Here is a 19,886-nt window from a genome sequence, read left to right as displayed (position 1 = left end):
CGCCGCTCGGCGGGCGGACGCCTATGCCTTCAGGTCGGCCCGGTCGCCCATCACCACCACGGGCTTGCTCTTCGGGTTGAGCGTGCGCAGCAGGTACTCCATCGCGGACTCCGGGACGCTGACGCAGCCCAGCGTGCCGTCACCGTGGTCCAGGTGGAGCCAGATCCCGCCGCCCTTCGACTGCCCCTGCGGACGGCTCTTGTCGTCCGGACGGGTGCCTGGCACGCGGTTGTAGTTGACGGCGATGACGTAGTCGAAGTCGTGCAGATGCGCGTCGTCCCCGGAGTACGGGGTGACGAAGGCGTCCTCGTCCTGCGTGTAGGGCAGCAGGGCGCCCGGGTTCTCGAGGTAGCCGCCGGCGTCGGAGAGGGAGAACACTCCGACCGGGCTGCGCTCGTCGCCCTCGTGATGGTCCGTCGTCCAGCCGCGCTTGCCGTTGTGGGCCGCCCAACTGCCGGCTTGTTGCCACTGGGACCCGTGCTTCTCGTAGAGCACGAGTGTGGAGTCCGGGGAGTCGTCGCCGTCGCCGTACACCGCGACCACCTGTCGGGCGCTGGCAGGGACGTTCTGCCACAGCCGCTCGCCGACGCCCGGCACATGGGCCGGCTCGGCGATCGAACGGGGCAGTAGGGCCCCGGTGGGACCACCGGGTCCGGGAACGTCCCGTAGCGGGACTCCGGTCTGGGGGCCGCCGCACGCGGCCATGGCTATGAGGAGGGAACCGCAGGCCGCAGCCGCGGTTATTGCACGCCTTGCACCACCGCTTCGCATGGACCCATCGTGGCCAGCGCGCTCCGGATGATCCACTTGAGGTTGGTCCAAATAGCCTCACCCGCTGCCCTACGGGGCGTCTGGGGCGTGTCGGTCACACGGAAAAGAGCCCCGGTCAGGCAGCGGAACACGCTCGTGGAAGAACGCGAAGCGGACCGTGCGTCAGATGGCCGCACGTCAGGTGGAGCCAGCCGCCTCGCGGCGGTCCGCAGACGATGCCGACCGGATTTCTCCTAAGCCGCTCCCGAGCCTCTTTCGGACCTCTCCCGAGCCGCTCCTGAGCCTCTTTGGGACCTCTCCCGAGCCGCTCCTGAGCCTCTTTGGGACCTCTCCCGAGCCACTGCCAAGCCAATCCCGAAGCTCTTCCGGGCTTCTCCCGGACCTCTCCGGGCGGGTGCGCCGGGGTGGAAAACCGGTTGCCCTCGGCGACGCGGCGCAGCCAAGCTGTCACGACCCTTTGCCGCCGTACGCCCCGTCCACGGCCTCTCCGCCTTGACACGAGCCACTGGGACGCCATGCAGATTCACGACCTCCCCTACCCCGACCCGGGCGTGCCCGACGCGCGCTCCGGTCCCCGCTTCCTGTGGTGGCTGGAGCGGAACCAGCTCGGCGGGCAGTTCAAGGCGCTGGCCTGGGGACTGCTGCACTTCGTCTCGGTCTCCGCCCTTCCGTTCTGCGTCGGACTGGCCGTCCAGGCCGTCGTCGACCGCTCCGGCGCCCGGCTCGCGCTGACCGGCGCGCTGCTGGTGCTGGCCTGTGCGGGCAACGCGCTCGGCGACACCTTCCTGCACCGCGCGGCGATCACCAACTGGATCACCGCGGCGGCGCGCGTGCAGCAACTGCTGGCCCGCCATACCGCTCAGTTGGGCGCCGCCCTGACCCGGCGGGTGGCCGCCGGCGAGGTGGTGGCCGTCTCCACCGGCGACGTGGAGAAGATCGGCTGGTTCGTGGAGGCGGTGTCCCGGTTCACCGCGGCGGCGCTCACCGTCGTCCTGGTCTGCGTCGCCCTGCTCGTCTACCAGCCCGCGCTCGGCGTGGTCGTCGCCGCGGGCCTGCCCGCGCTGGCGCTGGCCGTGCTGCCGCTGCTGCCCCGGGCCACCCGCCGCGCCGACCTGCAACGCGAGAAGGCGGGGCGTGCCACCGAGCTGGCCTCCGACACGGTCGCGGGTCTGCGCGTGCTGCGCGGCATCGGCGGCGAGGAACTGTTCCTCGACCGCTACCGGCGCGCCTCCCAGGAGGTGCGGCAGGCGGCGGTGCGCAGCGCGCGGATGTGGTCCCTGATCTCCGCCGTCCAGGTGCTGCTGCCGGGCCTGGTGCTCGTCGCGGTCGTCTGGTACGGCGTGCACCTGGTCGGCGCGGGCCGGATCACGGTGGGCGAACTCGTCACCGTCTACAGCTCGGTGATGGTCCTCACCTACCCGCTGCGGCACTTCGAGGAGATCGCCATGGCGTACTCCTTCTCGCGTCCGTCGGCCACCCGGGCCGCGCGGGTGCTGTCACTGGAGCGGACCGCCGACTCCGCGTCAGGTTCACCCAGCGCGGCGGGCGCTGACGCCCCCTCCCCCGGCGGTGACCTGTACGACCCCCGGACCGGACTACGGGCTCCCGCCGGGCTGCTGACCGCCGTGGTGTGCGGGGATCCGGACGCGGCGGGGCGGCTGGCGGACCGGCTGGGCGGCCACCCAGCGGAGACGGCCGCCCTGGGGCCGTCGGCGCGACTGGGCGGCGTGGCGCTCGACGGCCTCCCGCTCGGCACGGCCCGCACGGCCGTCCTGGTCCAGGACAAGGAACCGGTGCTGCTGTCCGGTTCGCTGCGCGAGCTGCTCGACGTCCCCGCCTCCGGGGACGTCACCGCGCGTGAGGCACTGGCGGCGGCCCAGTGCGCCGATGTGCTGGAGGCGCTGGCGCAGGGCTCCTTCGGCGCCGCCGATCCGATGGACGCCCGGATCAGCGAGCGCGGCCGGTCCCTCTCCGGCGGCCAGCGGCAGCGCCTGGCCCTGGCGCGATCCCTGGTCGCCGATCCGGAAGTGCTGGTCCTGGACGAGCCGACCTCGGCCGTCGACTCGCACACCGAAGCACGGATCGCGGAGGGGCTGCGCACGCTGCGCACCGGGCGCACCACAGTGGTCTTCACCTCCTCGCCCTTGCTGCTGGACCGCGCCGACCGGGTGGTGCTGGTCCACGAGGGCAGGGTCGCGGCGGTCGGCGTGCACCGCGAGCTGCTGGACGCCGAGCCCCGGTACCGCTCGGCGGTGACCCGGGAGACGGACGAGGAACGCGCCGGGCACGAGGCGCCCCACGGCGGCGACGGCCGCGTCGGACCGCTGTCGCGGTCGGTGCGCGAGGGGCTGGACGACGAGGCGGCCGCCTCGCGGGGCGCGCTGGACGAGAGGGGGGCGGCCCTGCGCGGCCCGCTGGACGAGAGCGGGTCTGCCGCCGTGCGGGACTCGCTGGACGACGAGGCGGCCCTGCGGGGCGCGCTGGAAGAGATCGAGGAGACCGCATGATCGGCGTGGCCCCGCCGGCCTACGACCCGGCCGCTCCGACGACGGCGCACACCCTGCCCGTCGGCTCGCCCGCCACCGTGCGCGCCTACGTGGCCGAGCTGCTGCGCCGCCACCGTCGCGCCTTCCTGCTGCTGGTGGGCGTCAACACGGTCGCGGTGCTCGCCTCGATGGCGGGACCCTGGCTCCTCGGCGATCTCGTGGAGCGGGTCTCGCACAGCGCGCGGGAGCTGCACCCCGGGCCCGCCGTCCTGCTGTTCGTGCTGGCGCTGGCGGTTCAGGCGGTGTTCGTCCGGGAGGTCCGGCTGCGCGGGGCGATGCTCGGCGAGCGCATGCTGGCCGACCTTCGCGAGGACTTCCTCGTCCGGTCGGTCGGGCTGCCGCCGGGCGTGCTGGAGCGGGCGGGCACCGGTGACCTGCTGTCCAGGATCACCACGGACATCGACCGGCTCGGCAACGCGATGCGCGAGGCCGTCCCCCAGCTCGTGATCGGCGTCGTCTGGGCGGTGCTGCTGCTGGGCGGACTGGTCGTCACGGCGCCGCCGCTGGGGGCCGCCGTCCTGCTCGCCGTGCCGCTGCTGGTGGCGGGCTGCCGCTGGTACTTCCGGCGGGCGCCGTCGGCCTACCGCTCCGAGGCAGCGGGGTACGCCGCCGTGGCCGCCGCCCTCACCGAGACGATCGACGCCGGACGCACCGTGGAGGCGCACCGGCTCGCGGAGCGGCGCATCCGCCTGTCGGAGCGCCGGATCAAGGAATGGACGGCATGGGAGCGCTACACGCTGTGGCTGCGGTCGGTGCTGTTCCCGGTCGTCAACGTCACTTACGTCGCGGTGCTCGCCTCGGTGCTGCTGATCGGCGGTGCGCTCGTGCTGCGGGGCTGGATGGGGGTCGGCCAGCTCACCACGGGCGCCCTGATCGCGCAGATGCTCGTCGACCCGGTGGGGCTGATCCTGCGGTGGTACGACGAGCTTCAGGTGGCGCAGGTGTCGCTGGCCCGGCTGGTCGGCGTCCGTGAGATCGAGCCGGAGGCCGGACTCGCCTCGCTCGCTCCCGACGGCCGGGACGTTCAGGCGGACCAGGTGCGCTTCGGGTACCGGGAAGGCGTCGACGTGCTGCGCGAGGTGTCGCTGCGGGTGGCGCCGGGGACGCGGCTCGCCCTGGTCGGCCCCTCCGGCGCCGGCAAGTCCACGCTGGGGCGGCTGCTGGCCGGCATCTACGCGCCGCGCGAGGGACGGGTGACCCTCGGCGGGGCCGAACTGTCCCGGATGCCGGCCGAGACTGTGCGCTCCCACGTGGCCCTCGTCAACCAGGAGCACCACGTCTTCGTGGGCTCGCTGCGGGACAACCTGCTGCTCGCCCGCTCGCACGCCGCCGACGCGGAGCTGTGGGCGGCGCTGGGCGCGGTCGACGCCGACGGGTGGGCGCGCGCACTGGACCAGGGGCTGGACACAGAGGTCGGCTCCGGCGGCCTCGCCCTCACACCGGCCCAGGCGCAGCAGGTCGCGCTGGCCCGGCTGGTCCTCGCCGATCCGCACACCTTGGTCCTGGACGAGGCGACCTCGCTCCTCGATCCGCGCGCGGCCCGCCATCTGGAACGGTCCCTCTCCCGCGTCCTCGACGGCCGCACGGTCGTCGCCATCGCCCACCGGCTGCACACTGCCCACGACGCCGACGTCATCGCCGTCGTCGAGGACGGTCGCGTCAGGGAGCTGGGCAGCCACGACGAGCTGGTCGCGGCGGACGGCGCGTACGCGGCGCTGTGGCGGTCCTGGCACGGCTGAGGGTTGCGGGGCGGCCGAGGAGGAGCGGCGAGACGCGGCGCGGTTGCCGTGCCGTTGCGCGGCGCCGAACAGGGGTGGAAGTCTGGGAAGCGGCAGCGGCTCGGGGCGCGCCCGGGAACCGTCCGGTGGGTTCCGGGTGAACCTGCCCCGCGCACCGGCGGGCCGCCGACCGCGGTGAGATCGGGACCGTCCCACCACCTGGAGGTATCCGTGGACAGCGCCGACGGATGGGGAGACGACGTCTACCAGCCCGACGACTCCGAGATCAAGGAGGACACGGGGGTGCTCGACGCGGAGGACACGCTGGTCAGTGACGGCGTCGAGGATCCTCTGGACCGCGGCTGGTCTCCTCCGGAGCGGCCGTGGGCGGTGGAGCACACCGGTGTGACCGCGGCGGAGGGCCACGAGCGCGAGACGCTGGACCAGCGCCTGGCCGAGGAGCTTCCCGACCTGTCCGCGCCGGACGGCGACGGGATCGGCGACTGCGACGGGACTGACGGGGAACTCCTGGACGACGAGGTCGGGGCGGCCCGCTCCGGCCGCCTCGTCGCCCCGGACGAGGGCGCGCACGAGGACGAGGAAAGCGCGCTGGTCGCCACGGACGTGGGGATCGACGGCGCGGCGGCCTCCGCCGAAGAGGCCGCGGTGCACGTCGTCGACGAGGACACCCTGTCCGGCTGATCCCGCCGCCGCCCGCGCGCCGCGCCCCTCGTCCTGTCCCCCGCCCCCCGTCACAGGAGGAGCACCATGCAGCAGGACAAGCACCCCGACTACCGTCCCGTGGTCTTCCGCGACCGGGCGGCCGGATACGCCTTCCTCACCCGGTCCACCGCCGGCAGCGATCAGACCATCGAATGGGACGACGGGCAGACGTACCCGGTGGTGGACGTGGAGATCTCCTCGGAGAGCCACCCCTTCTACACGGGCAAGGCCCGGACGGTCGACACCGAGGGCCGCGTCGCCCGGTTCGAGCGGCGTTACGGCGGCGGCGCGGAGCAGGGTCCCGCGGGCGGCGCCGGGGCCTGACCCGCGCGGGCGGCCGCCGCGGCCGAGAACACGGGCGGCCAGGCGCCTCAGCGCGGACAGGGGCCGTGCAAGCGGGGAGGGTCGTGACGGGGGCGGAGTCCGTAGCGGGGGCCGAGCCTTCAGATGAAGTTCAACGCGGCCGCGCAGCCCACTCCGCCCAGGATCATGAAGACCGGCATCAGCACCTTCAGCTCGACCCAGCTTCCCGCCCGGAACCGCATCGCCTTCGGCGGCCCGACCGGGTACCAGCGCTTGCGCCCCACCGGTATCGGCCACAGGATCGGGCAGCCGGAGATGGTCAGCGCGTCCCCGACGTCGTGCACCAGCGCTCCCAGCACGATCGGAAGCCCCAGCCACATGTAGTGCTGGCCGGGCGCCGTGAACAGCCAGTCGGAGCCATTGCCCGGTTTGTCCAGTATTCCGACGAGGATCCAGGCACTGGTCGCGGCCAGCAGCCACACCAGCACGTCGCTGCTGGAACCCCGGGCCGCCCGCCACAGCAGACCCTCGATGGCCAGCACCAGGTGCCCGAACAGGATCGTCAGCACCGCCCAGCGGCCTCCCGTGATCGCGGCGACGGAGGCGCCCGCGCCGATGAACGCCGCCCACAGCCAGGTGTGGGTCAGAGTCCGGTGGCCGCCGGAACGGCGTGCGTCGCCCGGCTTCCGCGTCGATTTGTAGACGGCGTAGGAGAGCCTGTCGACGATCTCGCAGAGCCAGCGGGAGAGCGGGCCGAAGGCGCGCGAGATGGTGGCGGCCTGGTGGTCGAGGTCCGGGGCGAGCGCGGCGCCCGCGCAGATCAGCGCGCCGACCAGCAGGACGGGCCAGGGCATCGCATGCCCGGTCGCGGCGGCCGCGGCGCCCACTCCGAGCCAGGCCGCCGCCCCCGACAGTGAGTGTGCTGGTCCCATCATGGCCTGTGCCCGCCCCATTCCTCGTGTGCCGCTGCCCAGTTGACCTGGTGCGCGGATGCCGCGCCGGCCACACAGCGTAGCGTTCGTGATCTTCACACCGGCAGCCGATTCCCGCCCCCGCGGGACGGCCAGGCAAGATGGGGGCGTGACCCTCATCGACCAGTTGCCGCCGACCGCCGACCCCGACGCCCTCTACGAAGCCTTCGAGTCGTGGGCCCAGGAGAGCGGGCTCACGCTCTACCCCCATCAGGAGGAGGCGCTGATCGAGGCGGTCTCCGGGGCGAACGTGATCGTGTCGACGCCCACCGGCTCGGGCAAGAGCATGATCGCCGCCGGAGCGCACTTCGCCGCGCTGGCCCGGGACGAGGTCACCTTCTACACGGCGCCGATCAAGGCGCTGGTCTCGGAGAAGTTCTTCGAGCTGTGCAAGCTCTTCGGCACCGAGAACGTGGGCATGCTCACCGGCGACGCCTCCGTGAACGCCGACGCGCCGGTCATCTGCTGCACCGCCGAGGTCCTCGCGTCGATCGCGCTGCGCGACGGCAAGGACGCCGACGTGGGACAGGTCGTCATGGACGAGTTCCACTTCTACGCCGAGCCCGACCGCGGCTGGGCCTGGCAGATCCCGCTGCTGGAACTGCCCCAGGCGCAGTTCGTGCTGATGTCGGCGACGCTCGGCGACGTCTCCTTCTTCGAGAAGGACCTCACGCGCCGCACCGGACGCCCCACCGCGGTGGTGCGCTCGGCGACCCGGCCGGTGCCGCTGTCCTACGAGTACCAGCGCGCCCCGATGACCGAGACGCTCACCGAGCTGCTTCAGGCGCGGCAGGCGCCGGTCTACATCGTGCACTTCACCCAGGCGCAGGCCGTGGAGCGGGCACAGGCGCTGATGAGCATCAACATGTGCTCGCGCGAGGAGAAGGAGCAGATCGCCGAGCTGATCGGCAACTTCCGCTTCACCACCCGGTTCGGCCGCAACCTCTCCCGCTACGTCCGGCACGGCATCGGCGTGCACCACGCGGGCATGCTGCCCAAGTACCGCCGCCTGGTGGAGAAGCTCGCCCAGGCCGGCCTGCTGAAGGTGATCTGCGGCACCGACACGCTCGGCGTGGGCGTCAACGTCCCCATCCGCACCGTGCTGTTCACCGCGCTCACCAAGTACGACGGCAGCCGCGTGCGGACGCTGCGCGCGCGGGAGTTCCACCAGATCGCCGGCCGGGCGGGACGCGCGGGCTTCGACACGGAGGGCTTCGTCGTCGCGCAGGCGCCCGAGCACGTCATCGAGAACGAGAAGGCGCTCGCCAAAGCGGGCGACGACCCCAAGAAGCGCCGGAAGGTGGTCCGCAAGAAGGCCCCGGAGGGCTTCGTCGCCTGGAGCGACACCACCTTCGACAAGCTCATCGCCTCCGAGCCGGAGCCGCTGAACTCCCGCTTCCGCGTGACGCACACCATGCTGCTGTCGGTGATCGCCCGTCCCGGCAACGCCTTCGAGGCGATGCGGCGCCTGCTGGAGGACAACCACGAGCCGCGCAAGCAGCAACTGCGCCACATCCGGCGGGCCATCGCCATCTACCGCTCGCTCCTGGACGGCGGCATCGTCGAGAAGCTCGACCAGCCCGACGCCGAGGGCAGGATCGTCCGCCTCACGGTCGACCTCCAGCACGACTTCGCGCTCAACCAGCCGCTGTCGACCTTCGCGCTGGCCGCGTTCGAGTTGCTGGACCCCGAGTCTCCTTCCTACGCCCTGGACATGGTGTCCGTCGTGGAGTCCACGCTGGACGACCCGCGGCAGATCCTCGCCGCCCAGCAGAACAAGGCGCGCGGCGAGGCCGTGGCCGCGATGAAGGCGGACGGCGTCGAGTACGAGGAGCGCATGGAGCGCCTCCAGGACGTCACCTACCCCAAGCCCCTGGAGGAGTTGCTCTTCCACGCGTACGACACGTACCGCAAGAGCCACCCCTGGGTCGGCGACCACCCGCTGTCGCCGAAGTCCGTGATCCGCGACATGTACGAGCGGGCCATGTCCTTCACGGAGTTGGTCGCCCACTACGACCTGGCCCGCACCGAGGGCATCGTGCTGCGCTACCTCGCGAGCGCCTACAAGGCCCTGGAGCACACCGTCCCGGACGACCTGAAGTCCGAGGACTTGCAGGATCTGATCGCGTGGCTGGGCGAGATGGTGCGCCAGGTCGACTCCAGCCTGCTGGACGAGTGGGAGCAGCTCGCCAACCCCGAGGTGATGACCGCCGAGGAGGCGCAGGAGAAGGCCGACCAGGTCAAGCCGGTCACCGCCAACGCGCGCGCCTTCCGCGTCCTGGTCCGCAACGCCATGTTCCGCCGCGTCGAGCTGGCCGCTCTGGACCATGTCGGGGAGCTGGGCGAGATGGACGCCGAGGCCGGGTGGGACGCCGAGGCGTGGGGCGAGGCCATGGACCGCTACTGGGACGAGTTCGACGACCTCGGCACCGGTCCGGACGCGCGCGGCCCCAAGCTGCTGGTGATCCAGGAGGAGCCGCAGAACGCCCTGTGGCGCGTGCGGCAGATCTTCGACGATCCCCGCGGAGACCACGACTGGGGCGTCAGCGCCGAGGTCGACCTGACCGCGTCCGACGCCGAGGGCCGCGCGGTGGTGCGGGTGACCGACGTCGGTCAGCTCTGAGCAGCCCCCTCGTAGCGGCTCGCGAACACCGGCGCGCCGCAGACCTGCGTCGATCAGTCGTGAGCACAGGAGAAGCACACCCATGACCAACCCGGCCGAAAGGCTCGTCGACCTGCTCGACCTGGAGCAGATCGAGGTCAACATCTTCCGCGGCCGCAGCCCGCACGAGTCCCTGCAACGCGTCTTCGGCGGCCAGGTGGCGGGCCAGGCCCTGGTCGCCGCCGGCCGCACCACCGACGGGGACCGCCCGGTGCACTCGCTGCACGCGTACTTCCTGCGCCCCGGCCGACCGGGAGTGCCCATCGTGTACCAGGTCGAACGGGTGCGGGACGGCCGGTCCTTCACGACCCGCCGGGTCACCGCCGTGCAGCAGGGCCGGACGATCTTCACTCTGACCGCCTCCTTCCACAAACCTGAACAGGGGAGTTTCGAGCACCAACTGCCGCCGGCCCGCAAGGTCCCGGCGCCGGAGTCGCTGCCGACGGTCTCCGAGGAGGTCCGGCAGCACCTGGGCGCGCTGCCCGAGCAACTGGAGCGCATGGCACGCCGCCAGCCCTTCGACATCCGCTACGTGGACCGGCTGCGCTGGACCGCCGAGGAGGTCCGGGACGCCGAGCCGCGCAGCGCGGTGTGGATGCGCGCGGTCGGGCCGCTCGGCGACGACCCGCTCGTGCACACCTGCGCGCTGACCTACGCCAGCGATATGACGCTGCTCGACGCCGTGCGGCTGCCGGTCGAGCCGCTGTGGGGACCGCGGGGGTTCGATCTGGCGTCGCTGGACCACGCCATGTGGTTCCACCGGCCCTTCCGTGCGGACGAGTGGTTCCTCTACGACCAGGAGTCCCCGATCGCGACCGGCGGGCGCGGGCTGGCCCGCGGGCGCATCTACGACCTGGAGGGGCGGCTGCTCGTGTCGGTCGTCCAGGAGGGCCTGTTCCGGGCGGTGTAGGCGGGGGCGTCACCTCGGGCCCGGTCGGGCGGCGCCGCCGGTCCCTGACGCTCGGCGGTCCTTGCTTCAGACGCCGTTCAGACGCTTCTTCGCAGGAGCCGCCCCAGCAGGCCGTGCGTCCGGCTGCCGCGGTCCGGGCGGGCTCGCGGGCGGGACGGCCCGGGTCGCTCCGGTGGCCGACTCGGTCGCCCGGTCGACCGCCGGGCCTGTCGCCCGGTGTGCGGGGACTGTGCGACGGCCTGAGCGGGGCGGGGCGCAGGCTGATGGGTTCGCGCCTCGTCCACCGCGCGCGCCAGGTCGGCCCGGAGCCAGTCGATCTCGTCCCGGTCTTGGGCCGTCATGATCTGCTCGGCGAGGTGCGCGGCGGGCGAACCGGGTAGGCCGGGGACGGGCGGCCGGGTGTGGAAGCGGTTGAGATGGGCGCGTTCCCAGGGGTCGCGGACGGTCTCCGCGAGCTGGAGCGGGTCGAGCAGGGAGGCGACAGCCGCCGCACGCTCCCAGGGGCCGTCGCTCCGCCGCAGCAGCAGGCCGAGGCGCCGCCCTCGCCAGTTGCGGGCGCGCAGGTCGAGGCCGGCGCCCAACTGGTCTCGCAGTCCTTCGGGGAAGGGCCGCTTGAGCAGCGGGACGTGCTTCTCGTCGTCGGCGAACTCAGCGATGTCCTGAGCCAGGTAGAGCCAGACGGTGGTCCGGTAGCGGTTGAGGTAGAACGCGATCGGGACGAGCAGGCCGAGGCGGGCCAGGCGCGTGAATCTGGCCGGGGTGACCTGAAGGATCCGCGCGGCGTCCTGGGTTCCGACGGTCCTGACACGCTCGCGCAGTGTCTCCGGGAAGCCCTCCTGGGAGCGCAGCCGCTCCATCTCGGCGCGGGCGACCCGTGGACCGCCGCCGCCCTCGTCGGGAAGCATGCGGATGTGGCCGAGTTGCACGGACAAGTCGAACTCGCTGCGCTTCAGACCCAGTTCACGAGTCGCCCGGCCCGGGGTGACGGGCGTCTCGCACGTCCCGGCGACGGGCGGAGTCGCGGTCGTGGCGGAATGGGCGATGCTGTTGCCGGACATGGTCCTGCCCCCGTGGTTCGTGTGGTGCGCGCCGTTCGCGCTCACCTGGGAAAGACCGTAGCCGCTGTCGACGATCTCGGCTCGACCCTGTGGATAACTCCACGGGAGACCACGAAAGAGCTGTTCAGAGGTCAGTTGAAGGATGTTCGCCGGGTTGGCGGGCGTCCACGTCGAGATGTTCGCCGACGCGGTTCACGAGCAACGTCATCTCGTAGGCGATCAGTCCGAAGTCGGCCTGCGCGCCGCTGAGCACGCACAGGCAGCTAGAGGTGCCCGCAGCGGTCACGAACAGCACGGCCTCGTCGAACTCGACCATCGTCTGGCGCACGCCGCCGGCGCCGAAATGGCGGCCCGACCCCTTGGCGAGGCTGTGCAGTCCGGAGGCGACGGCCGCCAGATGCTCCGCGTCCTCGCGCCGCAGTCCGGTGCTCGCGCCGGTGACCAGCCCGTCGTTGGACAGGACCAGGGCGTGCCGTACGTCCTCCACGCGCTCGGTCAGATTGTCGAGCAGCCAGCCGAGTGTCTGGTTGGGCGCCATGATGCCGTCTCCCCCCGTGATGTATCCCCCTTTGCCGGAGGATCTCCCGCAAGCCTTCACCACCGTCGTCGGTGCGGCAAGGAGGATGGGGACATGGCACACAAGATGACCGATGAGGAGTGGCGGGCGTTCGTCATGGACGGCACCCGCACCGGGAAGCTGTCGACCGTCCGGGCCGACGGGAGCCCTCACGTCGCTCCGATCTGGTTCCTGCTCGACGGTGACGACGTGGTGTTCAACACGGGCAAGGACACGGTGAAGGGGCGCAATCTGGAGCGTGACGGCCGGGTAGCGCTGTGCGTGGACGACGACCGGCCGCCGTTCGGCTTCGTGGTGCTGAACGGCCGGGCCCGGCTGTCGGAAGACGCCGACGAGCTGCGGCGGTGGGCAACCCGGATCAGCGCCCGCTACATGGGCGAGGACCGGGCCGAGGAGTTCGGCGCCCGCAACGGCGTGCCGGGGGAACTCCTGGTCCGGATGACGGTCGACAAGGTCGTGGCGTTCCGGGACCTCGCGGACTGAGGCCGGGGGACGGCTGGCTCGCCGCCTGCGGAGGCCGACCGGTTCGGGAGATCATGCGGACATGAGCGAGGACCGCGCCTTCGTCCAGGAGTTCTTCACCGCCCGCGCCGCCGACTGGGACAGCAAGTTCCCAGCCGACGGCCCCGCGTTCGAGGCCGCGGTAGCCGAGCTGGGCCTGAGCGCGGGCGACCGCGTGCTCGACGCCGGGTGCGGCACCGGCCGGGCGCTGCCGCCGCTGCGCGCGGCCGTCGGCCCCTCGGGGGTCGTCGTGGGCGTCGACCTGACCCCGGCCATGCTCCAGGCCGCGCTGCGGGCAGGCCGTCAGGCGGCGGGACGGCTGCTGCTCGCCGACGTCAGCGCGCTGCCGGTGGCGTCGGGAGCCTTCGACGCCGTGTTCGCCGCAGGTCTCGTCGCGCACTTGCCTCAGCCCGCCGAGAATCTGCGGGAGCTGCGGCGGGTGGTGCGGCCCGGCGGTGTGCTGGCGCTGTTCCACCCGCTCGGCCGGGCGGCCCTGGCGGCGCGTCAGGGCCGGCAGATCACACAGGACGACCTGCGCGAGGAACCCCGCCTCCGGGCGCTGCTGGCCGGTGCGGGATGGCGCATGACGTCCTACACGGACGAGGACGCCCGTTTCCTGGCGCTGGCCGTGCGCGACGGCTGAGCCCGGCGGCGCGCATCCGCTCCTGAGCCTGCCCCTGCCCCTGCTTCTGCTTCCGCTTCCGCTTCCGCTTCCGCTTCCGCTTCCGCTTCCGCTTCCGGCACCGTGGCTTGGACGGCCGTCGTGCCTCGCCCGCGACAACCGCCGCGAACGCCTTCGGGTCGTCGGACATGATGTCGTGCCTGGCGCCTGGCACCCGGCGCAGTCACTACACGCCCCGCTGCGCGGCACGCTCGATTCTCTGGACGGCGCCGCCCGCTGACGTCGAGCCCCTCGACGCGGTGGCACCAGCCGCAGACCCGGCCGCACCGCGCCCGCCGCCTGACGGACAAGCCGTGCCGGAACAGCACGTGGGCGGTGAACACATCCTCGGCGAAGGCGCCAGATCCGTCGCGAACACGGCCGTTTCGCCCCTGTCCGGCCGGAGAACAGCAGGTCCGGGCGGCGACCGAAGCCGTGACAACTGCCATCTCCTGGCACTAAGGTGCGCGCCGTCGGACGATCGATGGGGAGGCTGGGATGGCTGGGACGGATGAGGAAGCCGTCGCCGCCGCGGATGACGCGCTCTACGTACTCACGGCGGTACTGCTGACGCCGGCGCAGTTCCCGAGTGTGCTGGGCGACGACTATCCGGAAGCCTGCGCGGCTCTCGGCCTGGCGCCGCTGTCCGAGGGCTACGGCTTGGTGCTCGGCCAGGACGGCGTAGGGGCGCGGTGGACGGTCGCCATCGACGACGTGTCGATGGTGGCCGTGGCCATCGCCTCCTGGGACTGCGGCATGGAGTACGACCTGTCGCCCGACGAACGCTCGGTCGTCGCCGCGCTGCCCGGCTGGCCCCTGGCCGTCGCCGTGGCCGCGCCTGACGTGCCGGCGCCGCACGATCCCGTCCCGGGGCTGTCGGACGGCCCTACGCTCGCACCTCCGGACACCAGCGTATGGGGACCGGCACAGCGCCGGCTGGGCGCCGACGAGATCGCCCTTCAGTGGGCGGCCTGGCGAGAGCAGATCGACGACAGCGCCTTCGTCGCACCGGGCGGCTCGGCCGGTCCGGCTCAGGACGCACAGCAGGGAGCGGAACGGCGGGACGGACCGGAGGGGCCGCAGGGGCTGGACGGGCAGGAGGCGCGGAAGGGGCAGGACGGACAAGGCTCTACGGCTACGGCTACGGCTACGGCTACGGCTACAGATGCGGCAGCGGCAGCGGCAGCGGCCGTGAACGCCGCAGAAGCCGTGCCGTCAGGCCATGGCGGCGTTCGGCGCGTGCTGGAGCAGGCCCGCGCCTACGTCGACTCCCCGCCGCCGCTGGGGCGCGTCCGCTCGTCGTTCGCGCCGGGTGACGCGCGGACGTTGCGGGCCGACGGGCCCGGCTGGTCGATGGTGGCGCGCACCGACGACATCGCCTTCGTCCTCCTCGACGAGAAGCCCGGCGAGGTGCTGCCGGTCGGCCGAGGGCCGGAGCTGCCCGGCCTGCTCCACGCCCTGGACAAGCTCGCGGTGCGGCCTAGCTGATCCGCCGACTGGTCGATCCGCCGATCTTCCGGAGCGCCCCACAGCCTGCGCAGGTCAGGTGCCCCTGCCGAGCCGTCGCTCCGAGCGAGCGGGAGCAACCACTTGAACCGGCACCGGGCAGGCCCAGCCGCGCAGCGCCCGCGACGGGACGGTGCGGCACCAGGACGGACCGGCCGCGGACGCGCCTGCCCCGTCCCCCGGGCGTCGATCGCCTCCCGGGCGGCAGGGGTGGGCGGCAGGGGCGGCCGTCAGCGACCGACCTCCTTGCGGGTGACACGGCGCAACCTGCGCCGCTGCGAAGGGTCCAGCGCAAGGTAAGCAGCGGCCGGAACTCCCAGGACTATCAGGACGACGGCCCATACGGGCAGCCAGATCAGCAGAACCAGGCCGACCACCACACCGCCTGCGGCGATCTTCGCGCTCTTCGACATCTGTCGCCTCCTCTTCAGCCGCTGCCGGCTCTCTGTCATGGGAACGCCTACGCGGCTCCCGCCGTTCCGACCCATACCCCTGAGACACCCCCTACCCGCGTCCCCTACGGGTCGGCTACAGGTCGGCTCCCGGTCAGCGCCCAGCGCTCCCCCGCGCGCCGAGACGCAGCCGCGCCGCCGTCGCCGCGCGCCGCCCGCCCAGCCGACGGGCAGCGGATGCCGGGCCGTCACCTCCGCGTCGACCGGCGTTCGGCAAGAGCACCAATTCTGGCCACAGTCACCGTAGTTGTCTCGCAGGAGGTTTGATGTCCACGCACGCCCCCCGTCGGCGCCGCGTCCAGCGCCCGCTCGCGGCCGCGCTTCCGATCGCCCTGCTGGCCGCGCTCGCAGCAGCGGTCCCGGCGGCGGCCGGTTCCCGGGTACCGGCTGATTCCGGCGCGGAACACGGCGGACAGACGCCCGCCGGTGAGGCGCGCGTGATCCACACGGCGACGCTCGGCGACATCCCGCTCGGCGCGTTCAGCAACGCGCTGCTGCCCGGAAGCGTCGACGACGACCGGGGCGTGGACCTCGGCGGCATCGGCAGCGACATCTGGCCGGCGGGACGCAAGGGCGAGTTCTGGACGATCACAGACCGCGGGCCGAACGGCCAGATCAAGATAGACGGCAAGAAGCGCCGCACCTTCCCGGTGCCCGGTTTCGATCCGGCGATCGTGAAGATCCGGGTGTGCGGCGACCACATCCAGGTGCTCCGCGCGCTCCCCCTCACCACGTCCTCCGGCAAGCCCGTCACCGGGCTGCCCGACCAGGAGGGGCGCGACGAGGCGCCGTACTCCTACGACGCCCAGACGCCGCTCGCGTACGACCCGAACGGGCTGGACACCGAGGGGATCGTGCGGACGCGGGACGGCTCCTTCTGGCTCGTCGACGAGTACGGGCCTTCCCTGGTGCACGTCTCCGCGCGCGGGCGAGTTCTCGCGCGCTACGTGCCCAAGGGGCTCGGGCTGAAGGGCGCCGACTATCCAGTGGTGGAGGCGCTGCCGTCCATCCTGCTGCACCGGAAGATCAACCGCGGCTTCGAGGGACTCGCTCTGCTTCCCGGCGGGGACCTGGTGATGGCCCTGCAGAGCCCGCTGTCCCTGCCCGACGGGGACGCCGGGGACGCCTCGCGCACGACGCGGCTGCTGCGCTTCTCCCCTGGGAAGCGGGCCGTCACGGCGGAGTACGCGTACCGCTTCGACCCGGTGAACGTCGTCGATCCGAGCGAGGACGACACCTCCGAGCTGAAGATCTCCTCGGTGGTCGCCGTGGGCCGCGACCGGCTGCTGGTCGAGGAGCGCACCGACAAGGCCGCGCGCGTGCAGGAAGTGCGGCTGGGGCGCGGGGCGGACATCCTGGGCGGCCGGTGGGACGACGACAGCACCTCCCCGTCCCTGGAGCAGCTCGCCGACCCGGCGGCCTCCGGAGTGCCGGTGCTCGCCAAGCGCCTGGTCGTCGACCTGGGGCCGGTCGCGGGGGTGCCCGGGAAGATCGAGGGCATCGCGCGCGTGGACGACCGCACGCTCGCCGTCATCAATGACAACGACTTCGGGATGACGGACGGCGCGGGCGCGTTCGACGCGCAGGGCCGGCTGGTGGACAGCGGCGTGGAGACCGAGGTGGCGTACGTGCGGCTGCCGCATCGCATCTGACGGCCTGAGCGACCGGGGCTGGGGGCACGCGCGCGTGCCCCCAGCCCCGGTCTGTTGTCAGCCCCGGGCGGCCAGCAGGTGGTCCATCGCCAACTGGTCCAGCCGCTCGAAGCCCATCCCGCGCGCGCCGGCGGCCTCCGCGTCGAAGTCCTCGAAGGCGGCGCGGTCCGCGAGCAGCGCCTGGAGGCCGTCGGCGGCCGTCGGCTGCGCCAGTTCGTCGAGGCGTGAGGCGCGCAGGGCCTCCTGGACCTCCGGGTCGGCACGGAACGCGGCGGCGCGCTCCTTGAGGATGAGGTAGGTGCGCATGCAGCCGGCCGCGGACGCCCACACGCCGTCCAGGTCCTCGGTGCGCGGCGGCTTGAAGTCGAAGTGGCGCGGGCCCTCGTATCCGGCGTCCTCCAAGAGGTCGACCAGCCAGAAGGCGGCGCGCAGATCGCCGGCGCCGAAGCGCAGATCCTGGTCGTACTTGGCGCCGGACTGGCCGTTGAGGTCGATGTGGAAGAGCTTGCCCGCCCACAGCGCCTGGGCGATGCCGTGCGGGAAGTTCAGGCCGGCCATCTGCTCGTGGCCCACCTCGGGGTTGACGCCGAACAGCTCGGGGCGCTCCAGGCGCTCGATGAACGCCAGCGCGTGGCCGACGGTGGGAAGCAGGATGTCGCCGCGCGGCTCGTTCGGCTTGGGCTCGATGGCGAAGCGGAGGTCGTAGCCCTGGGCGGTGACGTACTCGCCGAGGAGGTCGAATGCCTCCTTCATGCGGTCCAGTGCCACGCGGACGTCCTTGGCGGCGCCGGACTCCGCGCCCTCGCGGCCGCCCCAGGCGACGTAGGTCCTGGCGCCCAGCTCTGCCGCCAGGTCGATGTTGCGGATGGTCTTGCGCAGCGCGTAGCGGCGGACGTCGCGGTCGTTGGCGGTGAAGGCGCCGTCTTTGAAGACCGGGTGCGTGAAGAGGTTGGTGGTGGCCATCGGCACGGTCATGCCGGTCGCGTCCAGGGCCTGCCGGAACCGCTTGACGTGCGATTCGCGTTCGCTCTCGGAGGACCCGAACGGGATCAGGTCGTCGTCGTGGAAGGTCACTCCGTGCGCGCCGAGCCCGGCCAGGCGCTGCACCGTCTCGACCGGGTCGAGGGCGCGGCGCGTGGCGTCGCCGAACGGGTCCCGTCCCTGCCAGCCGACGGTCCACAGGCCGAAGGTGAACCTGTCCTCGGGGGTGGGCTGGTAGCTCATGCCGCGACTCCTCGCTGGTTGACGCCTATTTCGTCAGGGCGATTTACAAATTAGTATGCCGACGCGTCCCTGGGAAGGGACAGGGGAGCGCCGTCCGGCGTGACGGCAGGGCTCGCCGACCCCCGCCGTGTGACACCTGATGCCAAGAACCCGCGAGCCGCGGAGAGTTGAGGGAGAGCCGATGTCAGCAGCAGAGGGTCCGCTCGTCGTCGGTGTGGACTCGTCCACCCAGTCCACCAAGGTGCTCGTGGTCGACGCGGCCACCGGCGAGGTCGTCGCCAGCGGTCAGGCGCCGCACACCGTGTCCGCGGGCGCCGGCCGGGAGAGCGACCCGCGTCAGTGGTGGGACGCCCTGTGCACGGCGCTGGACCAGTGCGGAGAGGCCGCGCACGAGGCCGCCGCGGTGTCGGTGGCCGGTCAGCAGCACGGGCTCGTCGTCCTGGACGCCGACGGGGACCCGGTGCGGCCGGCGCTGCTGTGGAACGACGTGCGCTCGGCGCCGCAGGCGAGCCGGCTGGTGCGGGACCTCGGCGGCCCGGCCGTGTGGGCGGAGCGCACCGGAAGCGTGCCCGGCGCGTCCTTCACCATCGCCAAGTGGGCGTGGCTCGCCGAGAACGAGCCGGAGGCCGCGCGGTCGGCGGCCGCGGTGCGCCTCCCCCACGACTACCTCACCGAACGCCTGACCGGCGTGGCCGCCACGGACCGGGGCGACGCCTCCGGAACGGGCTGGTGGACGTCGGCGACCGAGGCGTACGACGAGGAGGTGCTGGCCCGGGTCGGGCTCGAACCGAAACTGCTGCCGCGCGTGGTGCGGCCCGGCGAGGTGGCCGGAACGGTGCGCGATCACGGTCTGCCGTTCTCCAAGGGCACCTTGGTCGCGTCCGGCACCGGCGACAACGCCGCCGCCGCGCTGGGCCTCGGCCTGCGGCCGGGCACGCCGGTGCTGAGCCTGGGCACGTCCGGCACCGTGTACGCGGTCTCGGAGCACCGCCCGGCCGATCCGACCGGCACCGTGGCGGGCTTCGCCGACGCTCGGGGCGACTGGCTCCCGCTCGCCTGCACGCTCAACTGCACGCTCGCCGTCGACCGCGTCGCCGCCCTGCTCGGCCGCGACCGTGAGGCCGTCGAACCCGGCGGCGCGGTCACGCTGCTCCCCTACCTGGACGGCGAACGCACCCCTAACCTCCCCGGCGCCTCCGGGCTGGTGCACGGCTGGCGCCACGACACGACCGCCGGACAGCTCTTGCAGGCCGCCTACGACGGCGCCGTCCACGCCCTGCTCGGCGCGCTGGACCGGGTGCTCGACCAGGACGCCGACCGCACCGCTCCCCTGCTGCTGATCGGCGGCGGCGCGCGGGGCGCCGCCTGGCAGCAGACGGTGCGGCGGCTGTCCGGGCGGCCGGTCCAGGTGCCGCAGGCCCGGGAGCTGGTGGCCCTGGGCGCCGCGGCGCAGGCGGCGGGGCTGCTCACCGGCGAGGACCCGGCCGCGGTCGCTCGCCGCTGGCGGACGGCCGAGGGACCGGTCCTCGACGCCGTGCCCCGCGACGAGGAGACGCTGGCGAGGATCTCCGGGGTACTCTCCGACGCGGCCCCGCTCCTGGCGCCGGCTTCCCGAGACCGCTGACCCCCTGACCGCACCGGCGGGCGCCGC

The 19,886-nt window shown here is 72.9% G+C and carries 17 protein-coding genes; 11 read left to right on the top strand and 6 right to left on the bottom strand.

Annotated features, from left to right (window positions below; genetic code table 11):
* Positions 1 to 21 precede the first annotated feature (21 nt).
* A complete protein-coding gene (locus ABZ861_RS11465; RefSeq protein ID WP_361627453.1) occupies positions 22 to 771 on the bottom strand; it encodes a L,D-transpeptidase family protein in 750 nt (249 codons plus the stop codon).
* 515 nt (positions 772 to 1,286) lie between these two features.
* On the opposite strand from ABZ861_RS11465, the gene ABZ861_RS11460 reads away from it, so the two are divergent.
* The 4 genes from ABZ861_RS11460 to ABZ861_RS11445 all read left to right on the top strand — a co-directional run bounded on the left by ABZ861_RS11460 (position 1,287) and on the right by ABZ861_RS11445 (position 6,082).
* Positions 1,287 to 3,278, top strand: coding sequence for an ABC transporter ATP-binding protein (locus ABZ861_RS11460; RefSeq protein WP_361627450.1), 1,992 nt, complete (start codon positions 1,287 to 1,289; stop codon positions 3,276 to 3,278).
* On the top strand, positions 3,275 to 5,056 hold the full coding sequence (locus tag ABZ861_RS11455; RefSeq protein ID WP_361627447.1) for an ABC transporter ATP-binding protein: 1,782 nt from the start codon (positions 3,275 to 3,277) through the stop codon (positions 5,054 to 5,056). The genes ABZ861_RS11460 and ABZ861_RS11455 overlap by 4 nt, the downstream gene beginning before the upstream one ends.
* Positions 5,057 to 5,266: 210 nt before the next feature.
* Positions 5,267 to 5,737 carry a DUF5709 domain-containing protein gene (locus ABZ861_RS11450; RefSeq protein WP_361627444.1) on the top strand — a complete coding sequence of 157 codons (471 nt, stop codon included), beginning with the start codon at positions 5,267 to 5,269 and terminating at the stop codon, positions 5,735 to 5,737.
* A 66-nt stretch (positions 5,738 to 5,803) separates the two neighbouring features.
* The gene (locus ABZ861_RS11445) at positions 5,804 to 6,082 is read left to right on the top strand and encodes a type B 50S ribosomal protein L31 (protein WP_361627441.1); all 279 of its coding nucleotides are present in this window, start codon (positions 5,804 to 5,806) and stop codon (positions 6,080 to 6,082) included.
* Between the two features lie 119 nt (positions 6,083 to 6,201).
* On the opposite strand, the gene ABZ861_RS11440 is transcribed toward ABZ861_RS11445, so the two are convergent.
* Positions 6,202 to 6,996 (bottom strand): metal-dependent hydrolase, encoded by a 795-nt coding sequence (locus ABZ861_RS11440; protein WP_361627438.1) that lies wholly within the window; start codon positions 6,994 to 6,996, stop codon positions 6,202 to 6,204.
* Positions 6,997 to 7,141: 145 nt separating this feature from the next.
* Here ABZ861_RS11440 and ABZ861_RS11435 point away from each other — a divergent pair, with 145 nt between their 5' ends.
* Entirely contained in the window at positions 7,142 to 9,655 is a 2,514-nt protein-coding gene (locus ABZ861_RS11435; protein WP_361627435.1) for a DUF3516 domain-containing protein, read from the top strand.
* Positions 9,656 to 9,737: 82 nt separating this feature from the next.
* Entirely contained in the window at positions 9,738 to 10,604 is an 867-nt protein-coding gene (locus ABZ861_RS11430; protein ID WP_361627432.1) for an acyl-CoA thioesterase II, read from the top strand.
* A 77-nt stretch (positions 10,605 to 10,681) separates the two neighbouring features.
* Here ABZ861_RS11430 and ABZ861_RS11425 read toward each other — a convergent pair whose 3' ends face one another.
* Both ABZ861_RS11425 and ABZ861_RS11420 read right to left on the bottom strand, forming a co-directional pair.
* Positions 10,682 to 11,662, bottom strand: coding sequence for a DUF6397 family protein (locus tag ABZ861_RS11425; RefSeq protein WP_361627430.1), 981 nt, complete (start codon positions 11,660 to 11,662; stop codon positions 10,682 to 10,684).
* 124 nt (positions 11,663 to 11,786) lie between these two features.
* A complete protein-coding gene (locus tag ABZ861_RS11420; protein ID WP_361627427.1) occupies positions 11,787 to 12,200 on the bottom strand; it encodes a roadblock/LC7 domain-containing protein in 414 nt (137 codons plus the stop codon).
* Positions 12,201 to 12,293: 93 nt separating this feature from the next.
* On the opposite strand from ABZ861_RS11420, the gene ABZ861_RS11415 reads away from it, so the two are divergent.
* The 3 genes from ABZ861_RS11415 to ABZ861_RS11405 all read left to right on the top strand — a co-directional run bounded on the left by ABZ861_RS11415 (position 12,294) and on the right by ABZ861_RS11405 (position 14,889).
* The gene (locus tag ABZ861_RS11415) at positions 12,294 to 12,722 is read left to right on the top strand and encodes a PPOX class F420-dependent oxidoreductase (RefSeq protein ID WP_361627424.1); all 429 of its coding nucleotides are present in this window, start codon (positions 12,294 to 12,296) and stop codon (positions 12,720 to 12,722) included.
* Positions 12,723 to 12,783: 61 nt separating this feature from the next.
* Entirely contained in the window at positions 12,784 to 13,383 is a 600-nt protein-coding gene (locus ABZ861_RS11410) for a class I SAM-dependent methyltransferase (RefSeq protein WP_361627421.1), read from the top strand.
* A gap of 516 nt (positions 13,384 to 13,899) precedes the next feature.
* Positions 13,900 to 14,889 (top strand): hypothetical protein, encoded by a 990-nt coding sequence (locus tag ABZ861_RS11405; RefSeq protein ID WP_361627418.1) that lies wholly within the window; start codon positions 13,900 to 13,902, stop codon positions 14,887 to 14,889.
* 248 nt (positions 14,890 to 15,137) lie between these two features.
* On the opposite strand, the gene ABZ861_RS11400 is transcribed toward ABZ861_RS11405, so the two are convergent.
* Positions 15,138 to 15,320, bottom strand: a complete 183-nt coding sequence (locus ABZ861_RS11400; protein ID WP_361627416.1) for a hypothetical protein — start codon at positions 15,318 to 15,320, stop codon at positions 15,138 to 15,140.
* Positions 15,321 to 15,625: 305 nt separating this feature from the next.
* Between ABZ861_RS11400 and ABZ861_RS11395 the strand changes: the two genes are divergently transcribed.
* A complete protein-coding gene (locus tag ABZ861_RS11395) occupies positions 15,626 to 17,011 on the top strand; it encodes an esterase-like activity of phytase family protein (RefSeq protein WP_361627414.1) in 1,386 nt (461 codons plus the stop codon).
* A gap of 57 nt (positions 17,012 to 17,068) precedes the next feature.
* Here ABZ861_RS11395 and xylA read toward each other — a convergent pair whose 3' ends face one another.
* Positions 17,069 to 18,235 (bottom strand): xylose isomerase, encoded by a 1,167-nt coding sequence (gene xylA, locus ABZ861_RS11390; RefSeq protein WP_361627412.1) that lies wholly within the window; start codon positions 18,233 to 18,235, stop codon positions 17,069 to 17,071.
* A gap of 181 nt (positions 18,236 to 18,416) precedes the next feature.
* On the opposite strand from xylA, the gene xylB reads away from it, so the two are divergent.
* On the top strand, positions 18,417 to 19,859 hold the full coding sequence (gene xylB, locus ABZ861_RS11385; RefSeq protein WP_361627409.1) for a xylulokinase: 1,443 nt from the start codon (positions 18,417 to 18,419) through the stop codon (positions 19,857 to 19,859).
* Positions 19,860 to 19,886 lie beyond the last annotated feature (27 nt).

The sequence above is a fragment of the Streptomyces sp. NPDC046985 genome, from assembly GCF_040644415.1.
Lineage (GTDB): Bacteria > Actinomycetota > Actinomycetes > Streptomycetales > Streptomycetaceae > Streptomyces.
The sequence above is the reverse complement of the archived record's forward strand: the minus strand, read 5'-3'. Positions and strand labels throughout refer to the sequence as shown.

What these genes read in the sequence shown, in the direction of transcription:
- xylB (WP_361627409.1), top strand. Translation starts at nt 18,417, where the DNA reads ATGTCAGCAGCAGAGGGTCCGCTCGTCGTCGGTGTGGACTCGTCCACC.
- ABZ861_RS11400 (WP_361627416.1), bottom strand. Translation starts at nt 15,320, where the DNA reads ATGTCGAAGAGCGCGAAGATCGCCGCAGGCGGTGTGGTGGTCGGCCTG.
- ABZ861_RS11405 (WP_361627418.1), top strand. Translation starts at nt 13,900, where the DNA reads ATGGCTGGGACGGATGAGGAAGCCGTCGCCGCCGCGGATGACGCGCTC.
- ABZ861_RS11395 (WP_361627414.1), top strand. Translation starts at nt 15,626, where the DNA reads ATGTCCACGCACGCCCCCCGTCGGCGCCGCGTCCAGCGCCCGCTCGCG.
- ABZ861_RS11430 (WP_361627432.1), top strand. Translation starts at nt 9,738, where the DNA reads ATGACCAACCCGGCCGAAAGGCTCGTCGACCTGCTCGACCTGGAGCAG.
- ABZ861_RS11420 (WP_361627427.1), bottom strand. Translation starts at nt 12,200, where the DNA reads ATGGCGCCCAACCAGACACTCGGCTGGCTGCTCGACAATCTGACCGAG.
- xylA (WP_361627412.1), bottom strand. Translation starts at nt 18,235, where the DNA reads ATGAGCTACCAGCCCACCCCCGAGGACAGGTTCACCTTCGGCCTGTGG.
- ABZ861_RS11440 (WP_361627438.1), bottom strand. Translation starts at nt 6,996, where the DNA reads ATGATGGGACCAGCACACTCACTGTCGGGGGCGGCGGCCTGGCTCGGA.
- ABZ861_RS11425 (WP_361627430.1), bottom strand. Translation starts at nt 11,662, where the DNA reads ATGTCCGGCAACAGCATCGCCCATTCCGCCACGACCGCGACTCCGCCC.
- ABZ861_RS11455 (WP_361627447.1), top strand. Translation starts at nt 3,275, where the DNA reads ATGATCGGCGTGGCCCCGCCGGCCTACGACCCGGCCGCTCCGACGACG.
- ABZ861_RS11410 (WP_361627421.1), top strand. Translation starts at nt 12,784, where the DNA reads ATGAGCGAGGACCGCGCCTTCGTCCAGGAGTTCTTCACCGCCCGCGCC.
- ABZ861_RS11460 (WP_361627450.1), top strand. Translation starts at nt 1,287, where the DNA reads ATGCAGATTCACGACCTCCCCTACCCCGACCCGGGCGTGCCCGACGCG.
- ABZ861_RS11465 (WP_361627453.1), bottom strand. Translation starts at nt 771, where the DNA reads ATGCGAAGCGGTGGTGCAAGGCGTGCAATAACCGCGGCTGCGGCCTGC.
- ABZ861_RS11445 (WP_361627441.1), top strand. Translation starts at nt 5,804, where the DNA reads ATGCAGCAGGACAAGCACCCCGACTACCGTCCCGTGGTCTTCCGCGAC.
- ABZ861_RS11415 (WP_361627424.1), top strand. Translation starts at nt 12,294, where the DNA reads ATGGCACACAAGATGACCGATGAGGAGTGGCGGGCGTTCGTCATGGAC.